The sequence below is a fragment of the Streptomyces sp. NPDC047315 genome (genome assembly GCF_040643215.1).
GTDB lineage: Bacteria > Actinomycetota > Actinomycetes > Streptomycetales > Streptomycetaceae > Streptomyces.
Window position 1 is genome coordinate 380,206 of sequence record NZ_JBEYTZ010000001.1, and the last position, 16,504, is coordinate 396,709.

General features: G+C 72.1%; 14 protein-coding genes. 7 read left to right on the forward strand and 7 right to left on the reverse strand.

Going from position 1 to position 16,504, the window contains the following annotated elements; all coding sequences use genetic code 11:
• Positions 1-57: 57 nt before the first annotated feature.
• Positions 58-1,509, forward strand: coding sequence for a catalase (locus tag ABZ842_RS01655; protein ID WP_361529802.1), 1,452 nt, complete (start codon positions 58-60; stop codon positions 1,507-1,509).
• Positions 1,510-1,571: 62 nt separating this feature from the next.
• Here ABZ842_RS01655 and ABZ842_RS01660 read toward each other — a convergent pair whose 3' ends face one another.
• Positions 1,572-3,776 carry a transglycosylase domain-containing protein gene (locus ABZ842_RS01660; RefSeq protein WP_361529805.1) on the reverse strand — a complete coding sequence of 735 codons (2,205 nt, stop codon included), beginning with the start codon at positions 3,774-3,776 and terminating at the stop codon, positions 1,572-1,574.
• Positions 3,777-4,068: 292 nt separating this feature from the next.
• On the opposite strand from ABZ842_RS01660, the gene ABZ842_RS01665 reads away from it, so the two are divergent.
• Positions 4,069-4,809: a 3-oxoacyl-ACP reductase family protein gene (locus ABZ842_RS01665; RefSeq protein ID WP_361529808.1), complete on the forward strand. Its 741-nt coding sequence runs from the start codon at positions 4,069-4,071 to the stop codon at positions 4,807-4,809.
• A gap of 293 nt (positions 4,810-5,102) precedes the next feature.
• Here the strand turns inward: ABZ842_RS01665 and ABZ842_RS01670 are convergent, their stop codons facing one another.
• On the reverse strand, positions 5,103-6,449 hold the full coding sequence (locus ABZ842_RS01670; protein ID WP_361529811.1) for an alpha/beta hydrolase: 1,347 nt from the start codon (positions 6,447-6,449) through the stop codon (positions 5,103-5,105).
• Positions 6,450-6,586: 137 nt separating this feature from the next.
• On the opposite strand from ABZ842_RS01670, the gene ABZ842_RS01675 reads away from it, so the two are divergent.
• The gene (locus tag ABZ842_RS01675; protein ID WP_361529814.1) at positions 6,587-7,477 is read left to right on the forward strand and encodes a helix-turn-helix domain-containing protein; all 891 of its coding nucleotides are present in this window, start codon (positions 6,587-6,589) and stop codon (positions 7,475-7,477) included.
• Positions 7,478-7,562: 85 nt separating this feature from the next.
• Here ABZ842_RS01675 and ABZ842_RS01680 read toward each other — a convergent pair whose 3' ends face one another.
• Positions 7,563-8,063: a hypothetical protein gene (locus ABZ842_RS01680; RefSeq protein WP_361529817.1), complete on the reverse strand. Its 501-nt coding sequence runs from the start codon at positions 8,061-8,063 to the stop codon at positions 7,563-7,565.
• Between the two features lie 114 nt (positions 8,064-8,177).
• On the reverse strand, positions 8,178-9,212 hold the full coding sequence (locus tag ABZ842_RS01685) for an RNA polymerase subunit sigma-70 (RefSeq protein WP_361529820.1): 1,035 nt from the start codon (positions 9,210-9,212) through the stop codon (positions 8,178-8,180).
• Between the two features lie 591 nt (positions 9,213-9,803).
• Between ABZ842_RS01685 and ABZ842_RS01690 the strand changes: the two genes are divergently transcribed.
• The gene (locus ABZ842_RS01690; RefSeq protein WP_361529823.1) at positions 9,804-10,883 is read left to right on the forward strand and encodes a LysR substrate-binding domain-containing protein; all 1,080 of its coding nucleotides are present in this window, start codon (positions 9,804-9,806) and stop codon (positions 10,881-10,883) included.
• On the opposite strand, the gene ABZ842_RS01695 is transcribed toward ABZ842_RS01690, so the two are convergent.
• From ABZ842_RS01695 to ABZ842_RS01705, 3 genes are read right to left on the reverse strand one after another with little or no spacing between them, the layout of a single operon-like run.
• The gene (locus tag ABZ842_RS01695) at positions 10,828-13,221 is read right to left on the reverse strand and encodes an FtsX-like permease family protein (RefSeq protein ID WP_361529826.1); all 2,394 of its coding nucleotides are present in this window, start codon (positions 13,219-13,221) and stop codon (positions 10,828-10,830) included. The genes ABZ842_RS01690 and ABZ842_RS01695 overlap by 56 nt on opposite strands.
• The gene (locus ABZ842_RS01700; protein WP_361529829.1) at positions 13,218-13,904 is read right to left on the reverse strand and encodes an ABC transporter ATP-binding protein; all 687 of its coding nucleotides are present in this window, start codon (positions 13,902-13,904) and stop codon (positions 13,218-13,220) included. Before ABZ842_RS01700 ends, ABZ842_RS01695 begins: the two co-directional genes overlap by 4 nt.
• The gene (locus tag ABZ842_RS01705; protein ID WP_361529832.1) at positions 13,901-14,425 is read right to left on the reverse strand and encodes a PadR family transcriptional regulator; all 525 of its coding nucleotides are present in this window, start codon (positions 14,423-14,425) and stop codon (positions 13,901-13,903) included. Before ABZ842_RS01705 ends, ABZ842_RS01700 begins: the two co-directional genes overlap by 4 nt.
• Positions 14,426-14,636: 211 nt before the next feature.
• On the opposite strand from ABZ842_RS01705, the gene ABZ842_RS01710 reads away from it, so the two are divergent.
• From ABZ842_RS01710 to ABZ842_RS01720, 3 genes are all read left to right on the forward strand, one after another.
• Entirely contained in the window at positions 14,637-15,188 is a 552-nt protein-coding gene (locus ABZ842_RS01710; protein ID WP_361529835.1) for a hypothetical protein, read from the forward strand.
• 152 nt (positions 15,189-15,340) lie between these two features.
• Entirely contained in the window at positions 15,341-15,895 is a 555-nt protein-coding gene (locus ABZ842_RS01715; protein WP_361529838.1) for a peroxiredoxin, read from the forward strand.
• Positions 15,896-15,898: 3 nt separating this feature from the next.
• Positions 15,899-16,435 (forward strand): alkyl hydroperoxide reductase, encoded by a 537-nt coding sequence (locus ABZ842_RS01720; RefSeq protein ID WP_361529841.1) that lies wholly within the window; start codon positions 15,899-15,901, stop codon positions 16,433-16,435.
• The last annotated feature ends 69 nt before the right edge of the window (positions 16,436-16,504 follow it).

Genomic DNA, 16,504 nt, shown 5'->3' on the forward strand with positions numbered 1-16,504 from the left:
GACTGGGGTACACGGCGCCCGTAGCGACCCATCCATGCCCCACGACGGGAGGCGCTCGTGAGCGAGACCCCCTACACCACGAACAACGTCGGCATTCCGGTGGAGAGCGACGAGCACTCGCTCACCGTGAGCCCCGACGGTCCGATCCTGCTCCAGGACCACTACCTGATCGAGAAGATGGCCCAGTTCAACCGCGAACGGGTCCCCGAACGGGTGGTGCACGCCAAGGGCGCGGGTGCGTACGGCGTCTTCGAGGTCACGAACGACGTCAGCCAGTTCACCAAGGCGGACCTCTTCCAGCCGGGCAAGCGCACCGAGATGCTGGCGCGCTTCTCGACGGTCGCCGGCGAGCAGGGCTCCCCCGACACCTGGCGCGACCCGCGCGGCTTCGCGCTGAAGTTCTACACCGAGCACGGCAACTACGACATGGTCGGCAACAACACGCCGATCTTCTTCGTGCGCGACCCGCAGAAGTTCCAGGACTTCATCCGTTCGCAGAAGCGCCGGCCGGACTCCGGGCTGCGGGACAACGAGATGCAGTGGGACTTCTGGACCCTGTCCCCCGAGTCCGCGCACATGGTCACCTGGCTGATGGGCGACCGGGGCATCCCCAGGACGTACCGCCACATGAACGGCTACAGCTCGCACACCTACATGTGGGTCAACGGCGGCGGCGAGCGCTTCTGGGTGAAGTACCACTTCAAGACGGACCAGGGGATCGAGTACCTCACCCAGGCGGAGGCCGACGAGCTGGCCGGCTCCGACGCGGACAAGCACCGGCGCGACCTGCACGAGGCGATCGAGTCCGGGAACGCCCCGAGTTGGACGCTGTACATGCAGGTCATGCCGTTCGACGACGCGCCCGACTACCGCTTCAACCCCTTCGACCTGACCAAGGTGTGGCCGCACGGCGACTACCCGCTGATCGAGGTCGGCCGGATGACGCTGAACCAGAACCCGGAGGACTACTTCGTCCACATCGAGCAGGCCGCGTTCGAGCCGTCGAACCTGGTGCCGGGCATCGGGCCGTCGCCGGACAAGATGCTGCTGGGGCGGCTGTTCTCGTACCCCGACACCCATCGGTACCGGATCGGCCCCAACTACTCCCAGCTGCCGCCGAACCGTGCGCGGTCGCAGGTGAACTCGTACGCCAAGGACGGCCCGATGCGGTACGTCCCGGCGAACACGGCGATGCCGTACGCGCCGAACTCCTTCGGCGGGCCGGCGGCGGACACCGCGCGCTTCGGCGAGATCGCGGGCTGGGCGAGCGCGGGTGAGATGGTCCGGGAGGCGTACAAGCTGCACCGCGAGGACGACGACTGGGGCCAGGCGGGCACGCAGGTGCGGGAGGTGCTGGACGACGAGGCGCGGGACCGGTTGGTGTCGAACGTCTCGGGGCACCTGCTGCAAGGGGTGTCCCGGCCGATCCTCGACCGGGCGTTCCAGTACTGGCGCAACGTCGACAAGAAGCTCGGCGACCGCATCGCCACCAAGGTCAACGGCGGCTGACCTCCCGGGCGCCCCGCGCCCCTGGTGCCTAGGGGCGCGGGGCCCGCGCCCCTAGGCACTTGTTAGCGCGGTGCGCCCGAAGGGGACGTGGGGGGTTGTGAGGTGGAGGTGGACGGGGAAGGGCGGGACGCGCTCGGGGTCGGGGTCGGGTCGTTCGTCGAGGGACGGGTCGACGGCGACGACGGGGTCGTCGGCGGCTCCTCCTCCTCGCGACGCGACTCGCTCTCCGACGGCGACGGATCCGCCTCGCTCTGCGAGGGCGACGGATCGGGCTGCGCCCGCGCCGGCTCCTTGACCTCCAGGTCGAACTTGGCCTTCGCGTCCGCGGAGTTCAGCGCATCGGAGGTGTACGCCTTCCAGATCCGCGCCGGAACGCCACCGCCGTTGGCCCGACCCGGGTTGATCGTGTCGGTCAGCGTGACCTGGCCCGTACCGTCGGGCTCCTCGCCGAACAGGGCGACCGCGGTGACCAGCTTGGGCGTGTAGCCGACGAACCAGGCGGAACGGTTGTTCTCGGAGGTGCCGGTCTTGCCCGCGGCGTCGTAGTCGCCGCCGGCCTGCCGGCCGGAGCCCTCCTTCACGACGCCCTCCATCGCCGCGGTGACGGTGTCCGCGGTGCCGCGGGAGACGACCTGATCGCCGATCGGGTCCTTCTGCTCGGCCTTGCGGGCGCGGTGCTCCGCGGACTTCACGATCGTGGGGGTGACCTTCTTGCCGTGGTTGTCCAAGGTGGCGTACACCCCGGCCATGTCCACGGTGGAGGCGCCCATGGTGCCCAGCGACATCGCGGGGCGCTCCGGCCAGCCCTCGCCGTCCTTCATGCCCAGGTCGAGCGCGGTGTCCTTGGTGTCGCCGACGCCGACGTCCACGATCATCTGCGCGTACACCGAGTTCACCGAGCTGTTGGTGGCCTTCTGGACGGTGATCTCCTTGCCCCAGTCGCGGTCGTCCTCGTTCTCCGGGGCGAAGGGGGTGTCGCTGCCGACGACCGGGCGTTTGCTCGTGCCGTCGTAGACCGTGTTCAGGTTGATCGGCTGGCCGTCCTGCGTCTGGGACTCGTTCTCCAGCGCGGACGCGAGCACGATCGGCTTGAAGGTGGAGGCGGGCTGGTAGTCGCGGCGGGTGGCGTTGGAGAGCCAGTGCTCGGTGGCGCCGACGCCGCCGTACATGGCGACGATCCGCCCGGTGGACGCCTCGACGGAGGTCGCGCCGGCCTGGACCGTGGCGTCCTTCTTGTCCTTCTTGCGGTCGAGCTTGGCCTCCAGCTCCTTCTCGACCGCCTTCTCCAGCGCCTTCTGCCGCTTGGGGTCGATGTTCAGCGTGACGGTCCAGCCGCCGGCCTTGATGTCCTGCTCGCTGATGCCGGCGCGGGCGAGTTCGGCGTTGGCGGCCTCGACGAGGTAGCCGGCCTGGCCGCCCATGCCGGGGGCGGCCTTGGGCGGGTTGGGCTGCGGGAAGGTGAGGCCGGCGCGCTTGGACTGGTCGAGCTTGCCCATCTCGACCATGTTGTCCAGGACGTAGTTCCAGCGGTCGGTCACCAGCTTCTTGCCGGTCTCCGACGCGAGGGCCCAGTCGTACTGGTTCGGCGCCTGGAGCAGGGCCGCGAGGTAGGCCGCCTGCTGGACCGAGAGCTTCTCGGCGTCGACGCCGTAGTACGCCTGCGCCGCGGCCTGGACGCCGTAGGCGCCGCGGCCGTAGTAGCTGGTGTTGATGTACCCGGCGAGGATGTCGTCCTTGCTCTTCTCGCGGTCCACCTTGAGGGCGATCACCAGCTCCTTGAGCTTGCGGGTCGCCGTCTGGTCCTGGTTCAGGTAGTAGTTCTTGACGTATTGCTGCGTGATCGTCGAGCCGCCCTGCTTGCCCTTGCCCGACAGGGTGTTCAGCAGACCTCGGGTGGTGCCCTTGAAGTCGATGCCGTTGTCCTTGTAGAAGCTCTTGTTCTCCGCGGCGACGAAGGTGAACCTGACCTCCTCGCTGAGCTTCTCCAGGCCGATGATCTCGCGGTTGTACTCACCGGTGCGGGCCAGGATGGTGCCGTCGCTGTACTTGTAGACGTTGCTCTCCATCTCGGCGTGCGCATTGGCCGCCGGCACCGGCACCATCATGTACAGCACGAAGAACGCGCCGATGCCGAGCAGGCACACGCCGAGGAAGGTGCCCAGCATCTTCTTCCAGGTGAAGAAGCGGCGTATGCCCGTGGGCTTCGCCCCCTTCTTCGCCCGGCGCGCATCGCGCTGCCGGGCTCGTCGCTCCTCGGCTCGGCCCATGACCCGTCCCGCTCCGCTCTCGTTCAGCTCTTCGTCCCTGGTCGCAGCCCGACCGGAAGCAGCTAAGAAAGCTAACACCGCTCCCTGTGACAAAGGCCGACCGATCCACTCTTTCCGGACGTGAGAATCAGCACTCGCCCGCCGCGCGTTCCCCACGCGCTCCATGAGAGACGACTCATGGAGGCCGCTCAGGGTTGCCCTCGCGGCGCGGTTCGACCGACCTCGGGGCGGCGGCAGGTGGACGTCCGTTTACCGCCGGATCGAGACGGCCCGCCCGACCAGGATCGACGTCATGAACGACATGATCGGAAGTGCAGCACTGGTCACCGGCGGCAGCCGGGGCATCGGAGCGGCGGTGGCGTTGCGCCTCGCCGAGCGGGGCGCGGACGTCGCCCTCACGTACCAGCGGGGAGCCGACCGGGCCGCGGAGGTCGTCGAGCGGATCGAGGGCATGGGGCGCCGGGCGGTCGCCGTGCGCGCCGACGGCGCGGACCCCGAGCAGGTGCGGAACGCGGTGGAGCGGACGGTGGCCGCGTTCGGCAGGATCGACGTCCTGGTCAACAACGCGGCGTCGTTCGTCGTCGCCCCGCTGGACGAGCTGTCGCTCGCGGACGTCGACCGCACGCTGGCGGTCAACGTGCGCGCCCCGCTGGTCGCCGCGCAGGCCGCCGCGCGCCACATGACCGACGGCGGGCGGATCATCAGCGTCGGCAGCAACGTCGCGACCTACGTCCCCTTCCCCGGCTTCTCCCTGTACTCGATGAGCAAGAGCGCCCTGGTCGGCATGACGAAGGCGCTCGCCCGCGAGTTGGGCGGGCGGGGCATCACGGTGAACCTGGTCAGCCCGGGGCCGACGAACACCGAGATGAACCCGGCGGACGGTCCGATGGCGGAGACGATCCGCGGCTACACGGCGCTTGGCCGGTACGCCGAGCCGGTCGACGTGGCGTCCGTCGTCGCCCACCTCGCCGGCCCGGACGCCCGCTACGTCACGGGCGCCCAGGTCGCCGTGGACGGCGGCTTCACGTCCTAGGTCGTGTCCGCCAAGTCCCGCGAGGCCCCGTGCGGCAGTGCCGCGCCTTCGCTGGCGCGCTTGCGCCGTGGTGCGTGTGCGGTCATGGCGTCTGCAGCCCGTCTGCGGCCGTTCGCGCAGTTCCCCGCGCCCCTAAAACCCTCTCCCTCAGCCCGCAGGCGAATGACGAGGGCGGCAGAACAGGGGCGCTGGGGGTCCCCCCAGGCCCTCTGGGCCTGGGGGGCGGAACTGCGCGAACGGCCACGGACGGGCCGAGGTCGCCACGACCGCTTAGCCACCCACGGCGCCCCGACCTACTGCGCGGCGCGGGGCGGTGCGCGGAACTCTCGGGCGGCGACCGGGGCGTGCTCGGTGAAGAAGGACACCAGCCGGGCCTTGAGCAGGGGCAGGGAGACCTCCGGGACGACCGAGCCGACCATGCTGTCCCGGCCGCCCTTGGTCATCAGGCCGGCCCGCACCAACTGCGGCGCCAAGGTGGCGTAGTCGCTGAACACCAGGTGGTTCGCGCCGGCGATGCGCAGTTGGCTGGTCCGGTCGCCGGAGCGGGCGAGCAGCGGCGCCCAGGAGCGTTCCAGCTCGGCGCGGGCGGCGTAGCCGTCGGTCGCGAGCAGGTCCAGCGGGCGGTCGGTGCCGTGTCGGGCGACCGGGAGGGGGGTGCCGGGGCGGCCCGGGCGGCCGGGGACGTCCAGGTGGCCTTCCATGTTCACGGCCGCCCGGATGCGGGGGTCCTCGTACAGGGCCTGGGAGACGGCCGTGCCGCCCGCGCAGTGTCCGTACGCGGCCACCCGCCCCAGGTCGAAGATGGTGTGGAACCCCTTCGGCAGGGGCGGTCCGACGCCGTCCACGTCCTTCCCCGTGGTGAGCCGTTGCAGACAGTCCAGGACGAAGCGGACGTCGGCGACGCGGGCGGATATCAGCGCGTGATACAGGTCGGGGTCCTGGCGCGGGTCGCCGCGGAGTTCCGTGGTGACCAGCGTGGTGTGCCGGTGCGCGGTGGCTCCGGGGAAGTCGACTTCGGAGGCGTCGCCGGGGTGGTCGACGCTGACGACCACCCAGCCGTTGCTGGCGAGGTCCTGGGCCAGGTGCGTGCCGAGGGTGCGCGGCTCGCGCACGCCGGGGCTGTACAGGAGCACGGGGCGCCACCGCCCCCACGGTGCGGCGCCCGCGTACGCGTGCGTGGTGACGGCCGCCCAGTCGACGCCCGCGCCGGGCAGTTCGGGGTGGACCACCGGCGCCAGTTCGGCGAAGGACCGGGCCGCCGCCGGCGTCATCCGGGGGGCGACGGTCGCGTCCTCCGGGATCTCGTGGGCGGGGTAGTGCACGGAGACCATCAGTTCGCGCTCGGGGACGGCGAACCGCAGCGGGTCGCGTCGCGAACGGTCGACGAGGTGGAGGTCGACGACGCCGACGGCGTGGGGGCCGAGCGGTTTCGGCAGGCGTGGCACGACGGTCGGGGTGGTGGGCGGGGCGGGCCGGTCGGGCGGCAACGCCTCCGCCCGCCGCACGGCGCCGCCGGTCAACAGCGCCGTGCCCGCCAGGGCGGCGGAGGCGCTGATGACGGCACGGCGACCGGGTAACGCAGCCGCCGCCCGACCGCGAAATCCGCCACCGTGTCCGTGGAATGGGCTGGAAGTCGTCATATCTGCATGCTGGCCCCCTCGGTGGGCTGCGGGGAATACTTAAGGACCAGACCGAAAGGATGGCCCGGCCGGGCGATTGCGCCCCGTCACCCGCCCTCACGAGGGGCGGAGTGCGGAGCGATGGGGGAGGACGACCTTTGCTACGGATCTACTTCACCGCCGCCGACTTCGCCCGGGTCCGGTTCGCCGTCAGACCGGCGCCCTTGCAGGAGTTGAACGCGGCCCTCGCCACGATGGTGCTGACCCAGGACGACGATCCGCTGCTCGGCCGCTGGCGGCAGCGGCTGCTGCGGTCCCTGCCGGACGCCGCCCGGCCGTTGGCGGACCTGGTGCCGGCGGGCCGGGTGTCCGAGGACCGGACCGTCGAGGACGCGGCGGCCCGCCTGCCGGCCCCGTTCTGGGCGCGCGGGGGGTGCGACGGGGACCCGCGCGCCTGGGAGGTGATGCGGCGCGCCCAGTTCGCCGCCTTCGAGGCGGTCGTACGGCCCGTGTGGGCGCGCGTGGAGGACCTGCACCGCGCGGAGTTCACCCGGTTCGCGCTGACCGTCGCCGAGCAGGGGCTGGGCGCCGCGGTCAGCGGGCTCGTGCCCGGTGCCCGGCTGCGCGACGGCACGGTGTGGGAGTGCGACGCGTCCGGGGCGGACCGGGACCTCGAACTGGCGGGGCGCGGGCTGGTGCTCCAGCCCACCTTCCACTGGACCGCGGGACCGCTGGTCGCGGAGCCGTCGTCGGGCACTCCGGTGTTGACCTACCCGGCCGGCCCCGGGCTTCCGCTGGAGCCGGCCGACGACGCGCCCTGCGCGCTGGTCGCGGTCCTGGGCCGTACGCGCTGTTCGATGCTGTTGCTGCTCGCCGAGGAGCACACCACCGGCTCGCTGGCGCGCCGGTTGGGGTTGAGCGACGCCACGGTGTCGGCCCACACCGCGGCCCTGCGCGGTGCCGGGCTGATCACGACGGTACGGGCGGGGCGGACGGTGCTGCACCGGCGGACGCCGCTGGGCAGCCTGCTGATCCGGCGCACCCTGTGACCCGCGGCCGGCGCGGGCGCCGGCGCCCGTCGCGGCGGGCCTCCAGCGTCGGGCCCGGCGGGATGCGGGCCCGACGGACGCGGGCTCAACGGACGCGGGTCATGACGGAGTCGTAGCCGCCGCCGCCCGGGTACACCCAGGCGCCGGAGAGGGTGTCGCCGTCCGCGCTGAAGGTGCCGACGTAGTAGGCCGGGGAGCCCTTCTCGCCACCCCAGATGGTCAGGGTGTCGCCGTCCATCTCGTAGACGTAGTCGAAGGTGTTGCCCTGGCTGTCGTAGTAGCGGGACTTGATGTCCTCGCCGGGCGCCTCGGCGCCGAAGGGCTGCTCGCGGCCGATGACCTCAAGGCCGGTGACCGGCTGGCCGTACTGCTTCAGGTCGATGTCCTGGAGCAGGAAGAAGCCGCCGGGCAGCCAGCGGTAGGTGACGGTGCCGTCGACCCCGCCGCTGACGCGCCAGGTGCCGATCAGCCGGTCCAGCTTGCGGACCTCCGCGTCGGGCTGGGCGACGGCGACGATGACGGTGTCGTCGACGGTCGGCCCGGCGCCGGTCTCGACGGCGGCAGCGGTGTCCGTGTTGTTGCTCATGGGGTCTTCCTCCTGGTTCGCTGCGGTTCGTTGGTTCATGACCGCGTTGGTGCGTTGTTGCTCATATGACGAGCGGCCCGGGAGAAAGGAATCGACGAGCGGATGTGACCCCCGTCACACCTCCAGGGTGGGGGCGACGCCCGGCAGCAGATGGGGGTCGAAGGTGGTGATCTCGGCGATGAGACCGTCTTCGATGCGCAGCACGTCGACGTTGACCGCGGTGAAGACGGACTCGCCGGGGCGGCGGACGTAGTTGACCGCGGCGGGCTGGCGGTTGACCGCGAACGGGACCGAGCGCCACTCGCCCCACGCCCCGTCCCCCTCCAGCACCGGCCGCCACAGGTCGAGGATGGCCGCGCGCCCGTCGAAGACGAGGTGGTGCGGCGGCATGGCCTGCCGGGCGTCCTCGCGCAGCAGCGCGGCCAGCGCCGACAGGTCGGCGCCCCGGGACGCGGCCATGTAGCGCTGGAGGAGGGCGCGTTCGTCCGCGCTTGGGGTGGTGGCCACGGACCAGTCGGCGCGGCGCTCGGGCAGGTTCTCGCGCAGGGTGGCGCGGGCCCGCTGGAGCGCGCTCTTGACGGAGGCGACGGACATGTCCAGCGCGTCCGCGGTCTCCTGCGCCGGCCAGCCGGCGATGTCCCGCAGCACCAGCACCGCCCGCTGGCGCGGCGGCAGGTGCTGGATGACTGCCAGGAACGCCAGCTCGACGGTCTCCCGGGCGATGGCCACCGCGTCCGGCTCGCCGCTGTCGGGGGCGGCGAGGTCGAGCAGCTCGTCGGGGTACGGCTGGAGCCAGGTCACCTCCGCGAGCGCGGACGAGGCGGGCGCGCCGGCGCTGTCCACTGCCAGGGCGACCTCGCGGGAGCGGGCGGGCCCGGCGAGGAAGTCGAGCGCGGCGTTGGTCGCGATCCGGTAGAGCCAGGCGCGGAAGGTGGAGCGGCCCTCGAAGCTCTCGCGCTTGCGCCAGGCCCGCAGGAGGGTCTCCTGCACCAGGTCCTCGGCGTCCGTGAACGATCCGAGCATCCGGTAGACGTGCACGCGGAGTTCGTGGCGGTGGCGCTGGGCGAGCGCGGCGAAGACCGACTCGTCCGCGCGGATCGCCTCCGGCGACGGTTCACCGGCCGGTCGCGTGCGGTCGTGGCTGCTCATGCCCCCTTCGTATCACCCCGCTCCGTCATCACGGACCTCCCCTGGGCGGGCTGCGCCGCTGCGGTTCCGCCGTGCGGCGGGCTGTGCTGTGGCGTCTGCGGCCAGTCTGTGGCTTGTCGCGCAGTTCCCCGCGCCCCTGTTTCGCTCCCCTCAGTGGTGACCCGCGGGTCGCCTGTGGTTGTTCGCGCAGTTCCCCGCGCCCCTGACTCGCTCCCCCGGCGGTTACCTGCGGGTCGCCTGTGGCTGTTCGCGCAGTTCCGCCCCCTAAAAGCCCACGCCCTGCGGGCGTAGGGAGGGCCTGCGTGACAGCCCGCCACCAGGCTGAACGTAGCTGCCGGGGGGAGCGAGTCAGGGGCGCAGGGAACGGCGCGACAAGCCACAGGCGACCCGCAGGTCACCGACCAGGGGCGCTGGGGGTCCCCCAGGCCCTCTGGGGCCGAGGGGGCGGAACTGCGCGACAAGCCCACCACCGGGTCGCAGACGCCGCAGCGCAGCCCGGCGCACGGTGGGGCCGCGTCGTGGGGCGCGAGCCTGAGGGGGATTACCATCGAGGCGATCAAAGTCGAGGATCCCGATAGGGGGGACGCATCAATGGCCGGGGCGAACCGGGACACACACCCGCACAAGGGCACGCCGTCGAGTCGGGGCGCCCAGGTCGGCAAGGGCACGCCGTCGGGGCGGGGCCGGCAGCCCACCCTCGCGCAGCTCCGGGCCTTCGCGGCCGTCGCCGAGCACCTGCACTTCCGCGACGCCGCCGCCGCCATCGGCACCAGCCAGCCCGCGCTCTCCGGCGCGGTGTCCGCGCTGGAGGAGGCCCTGGGGGTGCAGCTGGTGGAGCGCACCACCCGCAAGGTGCTGCTCTCCCCCGCCGGCGAACGGCTCGCCGCCCGCGCCAAGGCGGTGCTGGACGCGGTCGGGGAGCTGCTGGAGGAGGCGGAGGCGGTACGGGCGCCGTTCACCGGCGTCCTGCGGCTCGGGGTGATCCCCACGGTCGCGCCCTATCTGCTGCCGAACGTCCTCAAGCTGGTCCAGGACGCCTATCCGGACCTCGACCTCCAGGTCCACGAGGAGCAGACGTCCTCGCTGCTGGACGGGTTGGCCGCGGGCCGGCTCGACCTGCTGCTGCTCGCGGTGCCGCTGGGGGTGCCCGGCGTCACCGAACTGCCTCTGTTCGACGAGGACTTCGTACTCGTCACCCCGGACGAGCACTGGCTCGGCGGACGCACCGACATCCCGCGCGAAGCGCTGCGCGAGCTGCCCCTGCTGCTGCTCGACGAGGGGCACTGCCTGCGCGACCAGGCCCTGGACGTGTGCCGGGAGGCGGGGCGGGGCCCGGACACCCCGGTGACCACGTCCGCCGCCGGCCTCGCCACCCTGGTCCAGCTCGTCGCGGGCGGCCTGGGGGTGACGCTGCTGCCGCGGACCGCCGTGGAGGTGGAGACCGGGCGCGGCGCGCTGCGCACGGGGTACTTCGCGGATCCCGCGCCCTCGCGCCGGATCGCCCTGGCGATGCGGGCCGGAGCCGCCCGCCAGGGCGAGTTCGAGGAGTTCGCGCGGGCGCTGCGGTCAGCGCTGGCCGGTTTGCCCGTACGGCTGCACGCACCCCCGGCCGCGGTCACTCGGTGCGCAGGCCCTCCGGGCGCATCATCCGGTACAGCGGGGGCGTGCTGAGCGCGGTCACCGCGAGCACCACCCCGAGACCGGCCCCCGCCACCGGCAGGAACACCCACCACTGGCCGACCTCGCGCCCCACCAGCCGCAGCATGGTCGCACCGAGGACGAGTCCGCCCGCGACCGCCAGTGCGGTGCCGAGGACGACGGGCACGGCGGTCTGCCACAGCACGGACCAGGCCATGGTGGACCGGCGGGTGCCGAAGGCGACCAGCACCGACAGCAGCCGTCGCCGCTCGCGCAGCTGCTCGATCTGGGAGACCAGCATGGACGCGGCGATCAGCAGCATCGTGGCGACCGAGCCGATCAGCAGCCCGGTGCGCACGTCGGCGTACTGGCTGTCGGTCTCGACACCCTGGATCGTCGTCACGCCGATGGCGGGGTCGATCCGGGCGGCGGTCGCGCGGACGTTCTCCCGGGCGTCGGCCACGGAGTCGTCGACCTGCACCAGTACCCGGGCGGAAGCGCGGGGCAGCGCGTCGACGTCGATGGCGCCGGGGGTGGCGTAGATGCCGAGGTTCTCGTTGCCCACCGGGTCGCGGCGGGCGGTGACCGTCTCGGTGTCCGCGGGCAGCGTCCAGCGCTGCGCCGGCGCCGCGCTGCGGCCTTCGCCGGCCGCCCCTTCGCCTTCGTTGTCGGGGTCCGCGAGGAGCAACTGTCCGCCCTTGGCGACGACGCCGTCGATGGTGCCCGCGCCACCCCGCTTCGGGTCGGCGCTGCGCACCTCGAAGGTGTCGCCGTCCGCGCAGGAGGTGATGGCGGCCAGTTCGCGCAGGTGTGCGCAGTCGCCCACGATCAGCTGCACGTGCTCGCGGGCGGTGTCGGCCGCCGCGGGCTCGGTGGAGTAGCCGAAGCCCTCGACGGTGCCGTTGACGGCGCGGACGCCTTGGGTGCCGCGCAGGTCGGCGGCCATCCGGGTGGCGAGGTCTTCGGTGGTGCGGTCGGCCCTGACGACGAGTTGGGCGCGCACCAGGTCCGCCCCGGTCGACTTCTCGAAGTCGACCTCGACGCCGGCGAAGAGCATCTGCAGTGCGATCGCGCCGGCGACGGCGACCATGACGCCGCTGACCGCGCGGGCGGCCGTGCCGCCGCTGAGCTGGAGCCTGCGGACCGCGAGCTGCCAGGGCACCGGCCCGCCCGTGAACCGCTTGACCAGCGCCTCCACCAGCCAGGGCAGCAGGGTCGTCAGCCCGATGAGCACCAGTACGGCGCCGGCGGCGATCGCGTACAGCTCCGCATCGGTGCCGGCGGGCCGGTCGGTGTCCCGGCTCACCAGCAGCAGCGCCAGACCGGCCGCCGGCAGCAGCAGTCGCCACCACAGCCGCCGCGGCTTGTCGCCGGTGTGCCGTACGACGCCCAGCGGCTCGATGGTGACCGTGCGCAGGGCGAAGAGGGTGACCCCGACGGCGGCGGCCGGCACCGCGACGACGACCAGCGCGCCCAGCGCGGGCAGCGGGACCACGTCGGAGGGGAAGGCCCCCATGCCGAACAGCCTGAAGGAGGCGGCGGAGGCCCGGACCACCGCGAACAGCCCGATGCCGAAGGCCAGTCCGAGCAGGGCGCCGAACAGCGCCTCGCCGGCGGCGATGCGCCGGGTCATCCGGACGTCGGCGCCGACCAGCCGCAGCGCGGCCAGTCTGCGGTCGCGGCGCTCACCGCCGAAGCGGACGGCGGTGGCCACGAAGATGGCCACCGGCACCAGCAGCACCACGCAGACGAAGACGATCAGGATCACCAGCACCGGGTTGAGCCCGGTGATCGCGGCGTACATCCCGTACCCCTCGACCCGCGTACCGCCGTTGTCGACGGTGAGGGTGGAGCTGCCGAGGTAGTAGCGCAGCTCGCCGGGGTCGAGCAGGCCCTGTTCGCCGACGGTGCCGACGATCCGGTGGTCCAGCCGGTCGGCGAGCGCCTTGCCGTCGGCGGAGCGCAGCAGTTCGGCGAGGGCCGGCGAGACGACCATCTCGCCCGGCCCCGGGATCCGCTCGACGCCCGGCGGCAGGACCGGATCGGCGCCGTCCGCGCGCATGACGTCGCCGGTGACCTCCACGTCGCGGTACTCGGTGTTCGCCGAGGCGAGCACCACGGTGGAGTCGGTGGGCACGGCCGGCGCCGCTGCGGCCGGGATCCAGTAGCGGGACTCCTCCCGGTCGTCCTGGTTCTCCACCATGCGGGGCACGGAGGCGGCGAAGAGCAGCGTCGCGACGCCGACGCCGACGCCGAGCGCGGTCAGCACGGTGCGGGTCCAGCCCTCGCGGCCACCGGTCGCCCCGAAGCGCAGGCCGAGGGCGAGGTCGCGCGCCCAGTCCCGTACGGCCATCCGCCGTCGTGCGCTCATACGGCGTGCTCCAGGTCCCGGGACTTGCCGTCGCGCACCACGATCTCGCGGTCCGAGTAGGCGGCGACGCGCGGCTCGTGGGTGACGAGGACGACGGCGGTGTTGGCGGCGCGGGCCGCTTCGGTGAACAGCTCCATGACGCGTTCGCCGTTGAGGGAGTCGAGCGCGCCGGTGGGCTCGTCGGCGAAGAGCACGCGCGGGGAGGTGACCAGGGAGCGGGCGACGGCGACGCGCTGCCCCTGTCCGCCGGAGACCTCGCCGGGGCGCTTGCCGCCGACGTCCGCGACCTCCAGGCGCTCCAGCCACTCCCGGGCCACGGCCTCGGCGGGCTTGCGCTTGGCGCCGGCCAGCCGCAGCGGCAGGGCGACGTTCTCCAAGCACGTCAGCTCCGGGACCAACTGCCCGAACTGGAAGACGAAGCCGAACTCGGTGCGGCGCAGCAGGCTGCGCTCGCGGTCCGACAGGTCGGTCAGCTCCCGGCCCTGGTAGCGGATGGAGCCGGAGTCGGGGCGGACGATCCCGGCCAGGCAGTGCAGCAGCGTGGACTTGCCGGAGCCGGAGGGCCCCATGACGGCGACGACCTCGCCCGCGTGGATGGAGAAGTGCGCGCCGTCGAGCGCGGGCGTGGACCCGTACGTCTTGTGCAGGGCCTCCGCGGCGAGCAGGGAGCCTTCCGGGGTCATGCGCCGACCTCCTTGGCGAGCTTGTCGAGGCGGGCGGCGGCCAGTTCCAGCCAGCGCAGGTCGGCCTCCAGGTGGAACAGGGCGTGGTCGCAGATGAGCTGGTCGGCGAGGTCGCCGCGGCGCTTGCGGTCGGTCAGGACGCGCATCGTCCGGATGTGCTCGGCCCGCTGGGTGTCGAGGAGGTCGGCCGCGCTGCGCCCGGTGAGCAGGGCGAGGACGACCTTGGTGTAGAGGACGGACTGGAGGTACGGCTCGGGGGCCTCGGGGCGCGTCAGCCACTCGCCGACGTCGGTGATCCCGGCGTCGGTGATCGCGTACCGCTTGCGCTCGGGTCCGTCCCCGGCCTCTATCCCGTCGACCTCGACGAGGCCGTTCTTCAGGAGCCGGGACATGGTCGAGTAGACCTGGCCGTAGTGCAGGGGCTTGTCGTGACCGAACTTCTCGTCGAAGGCGCGCTTGAGGTCGTAGCCGTGGCGGGGGCCCGATTCGAGAAGCCCGAGGAGGGTGTGACCGATGGACATGCCGATGACTATACACACCCCGTATACATCGTGTGTATACACGGAAGGGATAGCCCCTGAGCTGCGACGGAGCTTTCGCCTGTCGGAATGACGCGCCGTCCGCCGCGACGGACACCCGGAGCCCGCAGCGGCTGGCCACGCCCGGATATCACCGACACGACAAGTGGGAATCGACTGGGAGTTGGCCGGATCGCACCCCTACGATCGCAAGGTGATCTACCTCATTGGCGGCCCTCCCCGCGTCGGCAAGAGCACCCTCGCCTGGATGCTCCTGGAACGGGCCGGACTCCCGAACCTGCCCACGGACACCCTGGTCTCGATGCTCCAGCACGCCGCCCCCGAGCACGGCGTCCGGCACGGCGACCACCCCGACAAGGCGGTCCCGGCCCAGCCCTTCCTCCACGCCTTCCTGCGCGCGGTGGCCGAGAGCCTGGACGCCACCGACCCCGCCGACGGGTACGTGGTGGAGGGCGACGTCGTCACCCCCGCCACGGCTGCCGCCCTGGCCGCGGACGGGATACCCGCCACCGCGGTCTTCCTCGGCAGCACCACCCTGACCGCCGATCTCCTCTCCGCCGCGCCGGACGACTGGCTCGCCGGCTCCCCCGCCGCCGAGTACGAGCGCACGGCGGCCTGGATCAGGGAGCGCAGCATCGCCCTGCGCACCGAGTGCGAGAGCGCGGGCCACGTCTTCGTCGACACCGGCCGCGCCCACCAGGAGGCGCTGGAGTTCGCCTACGAAGCCCTGACCGGACACGCCTGAGCGCACGGCTCGAACGCCCGTCGAGCACCTCACCCGAAGGGCCGCATTGATCGGGCGAGCGAATCACACTGACCAGATTGATCAATTTCACCGGCGATCGGGGTTGTGACAGGGTGGCTTTTGTCCAACCCCTCAGCACCATGGAGTGACCTGTGCTCACTGTCGGCGACCAGTTCCCCACCTTCGAATTGACTGCCTGCGTCTCCCTGGAGAGCGGCAAGGAGTTCGAGGTCATCAACCACAAGTCCTACGAGGGCAAGTGGAAGGTCGTCTTCGCCTGGCCGAAGGACTTCACCTTCGTCTGCCCGACCGAGATCGCGGCCTTCGGCAAGCTGAACGACGAGTTCGCCGACCGCGACGCGCAGGTGCTCGGCTTCTCCGGCGACTCGGAGTTCGTCCACCACGCCTGGCGCAAGGACCACGCCGACCTGCGTGACCTGCCCTTCCCGATGCTGGCCGACTCGAAGCACGAGCTCATGCGGGACCTCGGCATCGAGGGCGCCGACGGCTTCGCGCAGCGTGCCGTCTTCATCGTCGACCCGAACAACGAGATCCAGTTCACCATGGTGACCGCCGGTTCCGTGGGCCGTAACCCCAAGGAGGTCCTGCGGGTCCTCGACGCCCTGCAGACCGACGAGCTGTGCCCCTGCAACTGGAGCAAGGGCGAGGACACCCTCGACGCCGTCGCCCTGCTGGCCGGTGAGTGACGCATGTCGCTGGACGCCCTGAAGTCCGCCATACCGGACTACGCCAAGGACCTGAAGCTCAACCTGGGCTCGGTCATCGGCAACAACGACAAGCTCTCGCAGCAGCAGCTGTGGGGCACCGTCCTCGCCACGGCGATCGCCTCCCGCAGCCCGATCGCGCTGCGCGAGCTGGAGCCCGAGGCGAAGGCGAACCTCTCCCCCGAGGCGTATGACGCCGCCAAGGCCGCCGCGGCGATCATGGCGATGAACAACGTCTTCTACCGCACGCGCCACCTGCTGTCGGACCCGGAGTACGGGACGCTGCGCGCCGGGCTGCGGATGAACGTCATCGGCAACCCGGGCGTGGAGAAGGTCGACTTCGAGCTGTGGTCGCTCGCCGTCTCCGCCGTCAACGGCTGCGGCCAGTGCCTGGACTCGCACGAGCAGGTGCTGCGCAAGGCGGGCGTGGACCGCGAGACGGTCCAGGAAGCGGTCAAGATCGCCTCCGTCGTCCAGGCCGTGGGCACCACCCTCGAAGCCGAGGCCGTGCTCGCCGGCTGAGCCGACGCGACGCACCACCGCGAAGGGCCCGTACGACTCCGGTCGTACGGGCCCTCCTGCTTCCGCGGC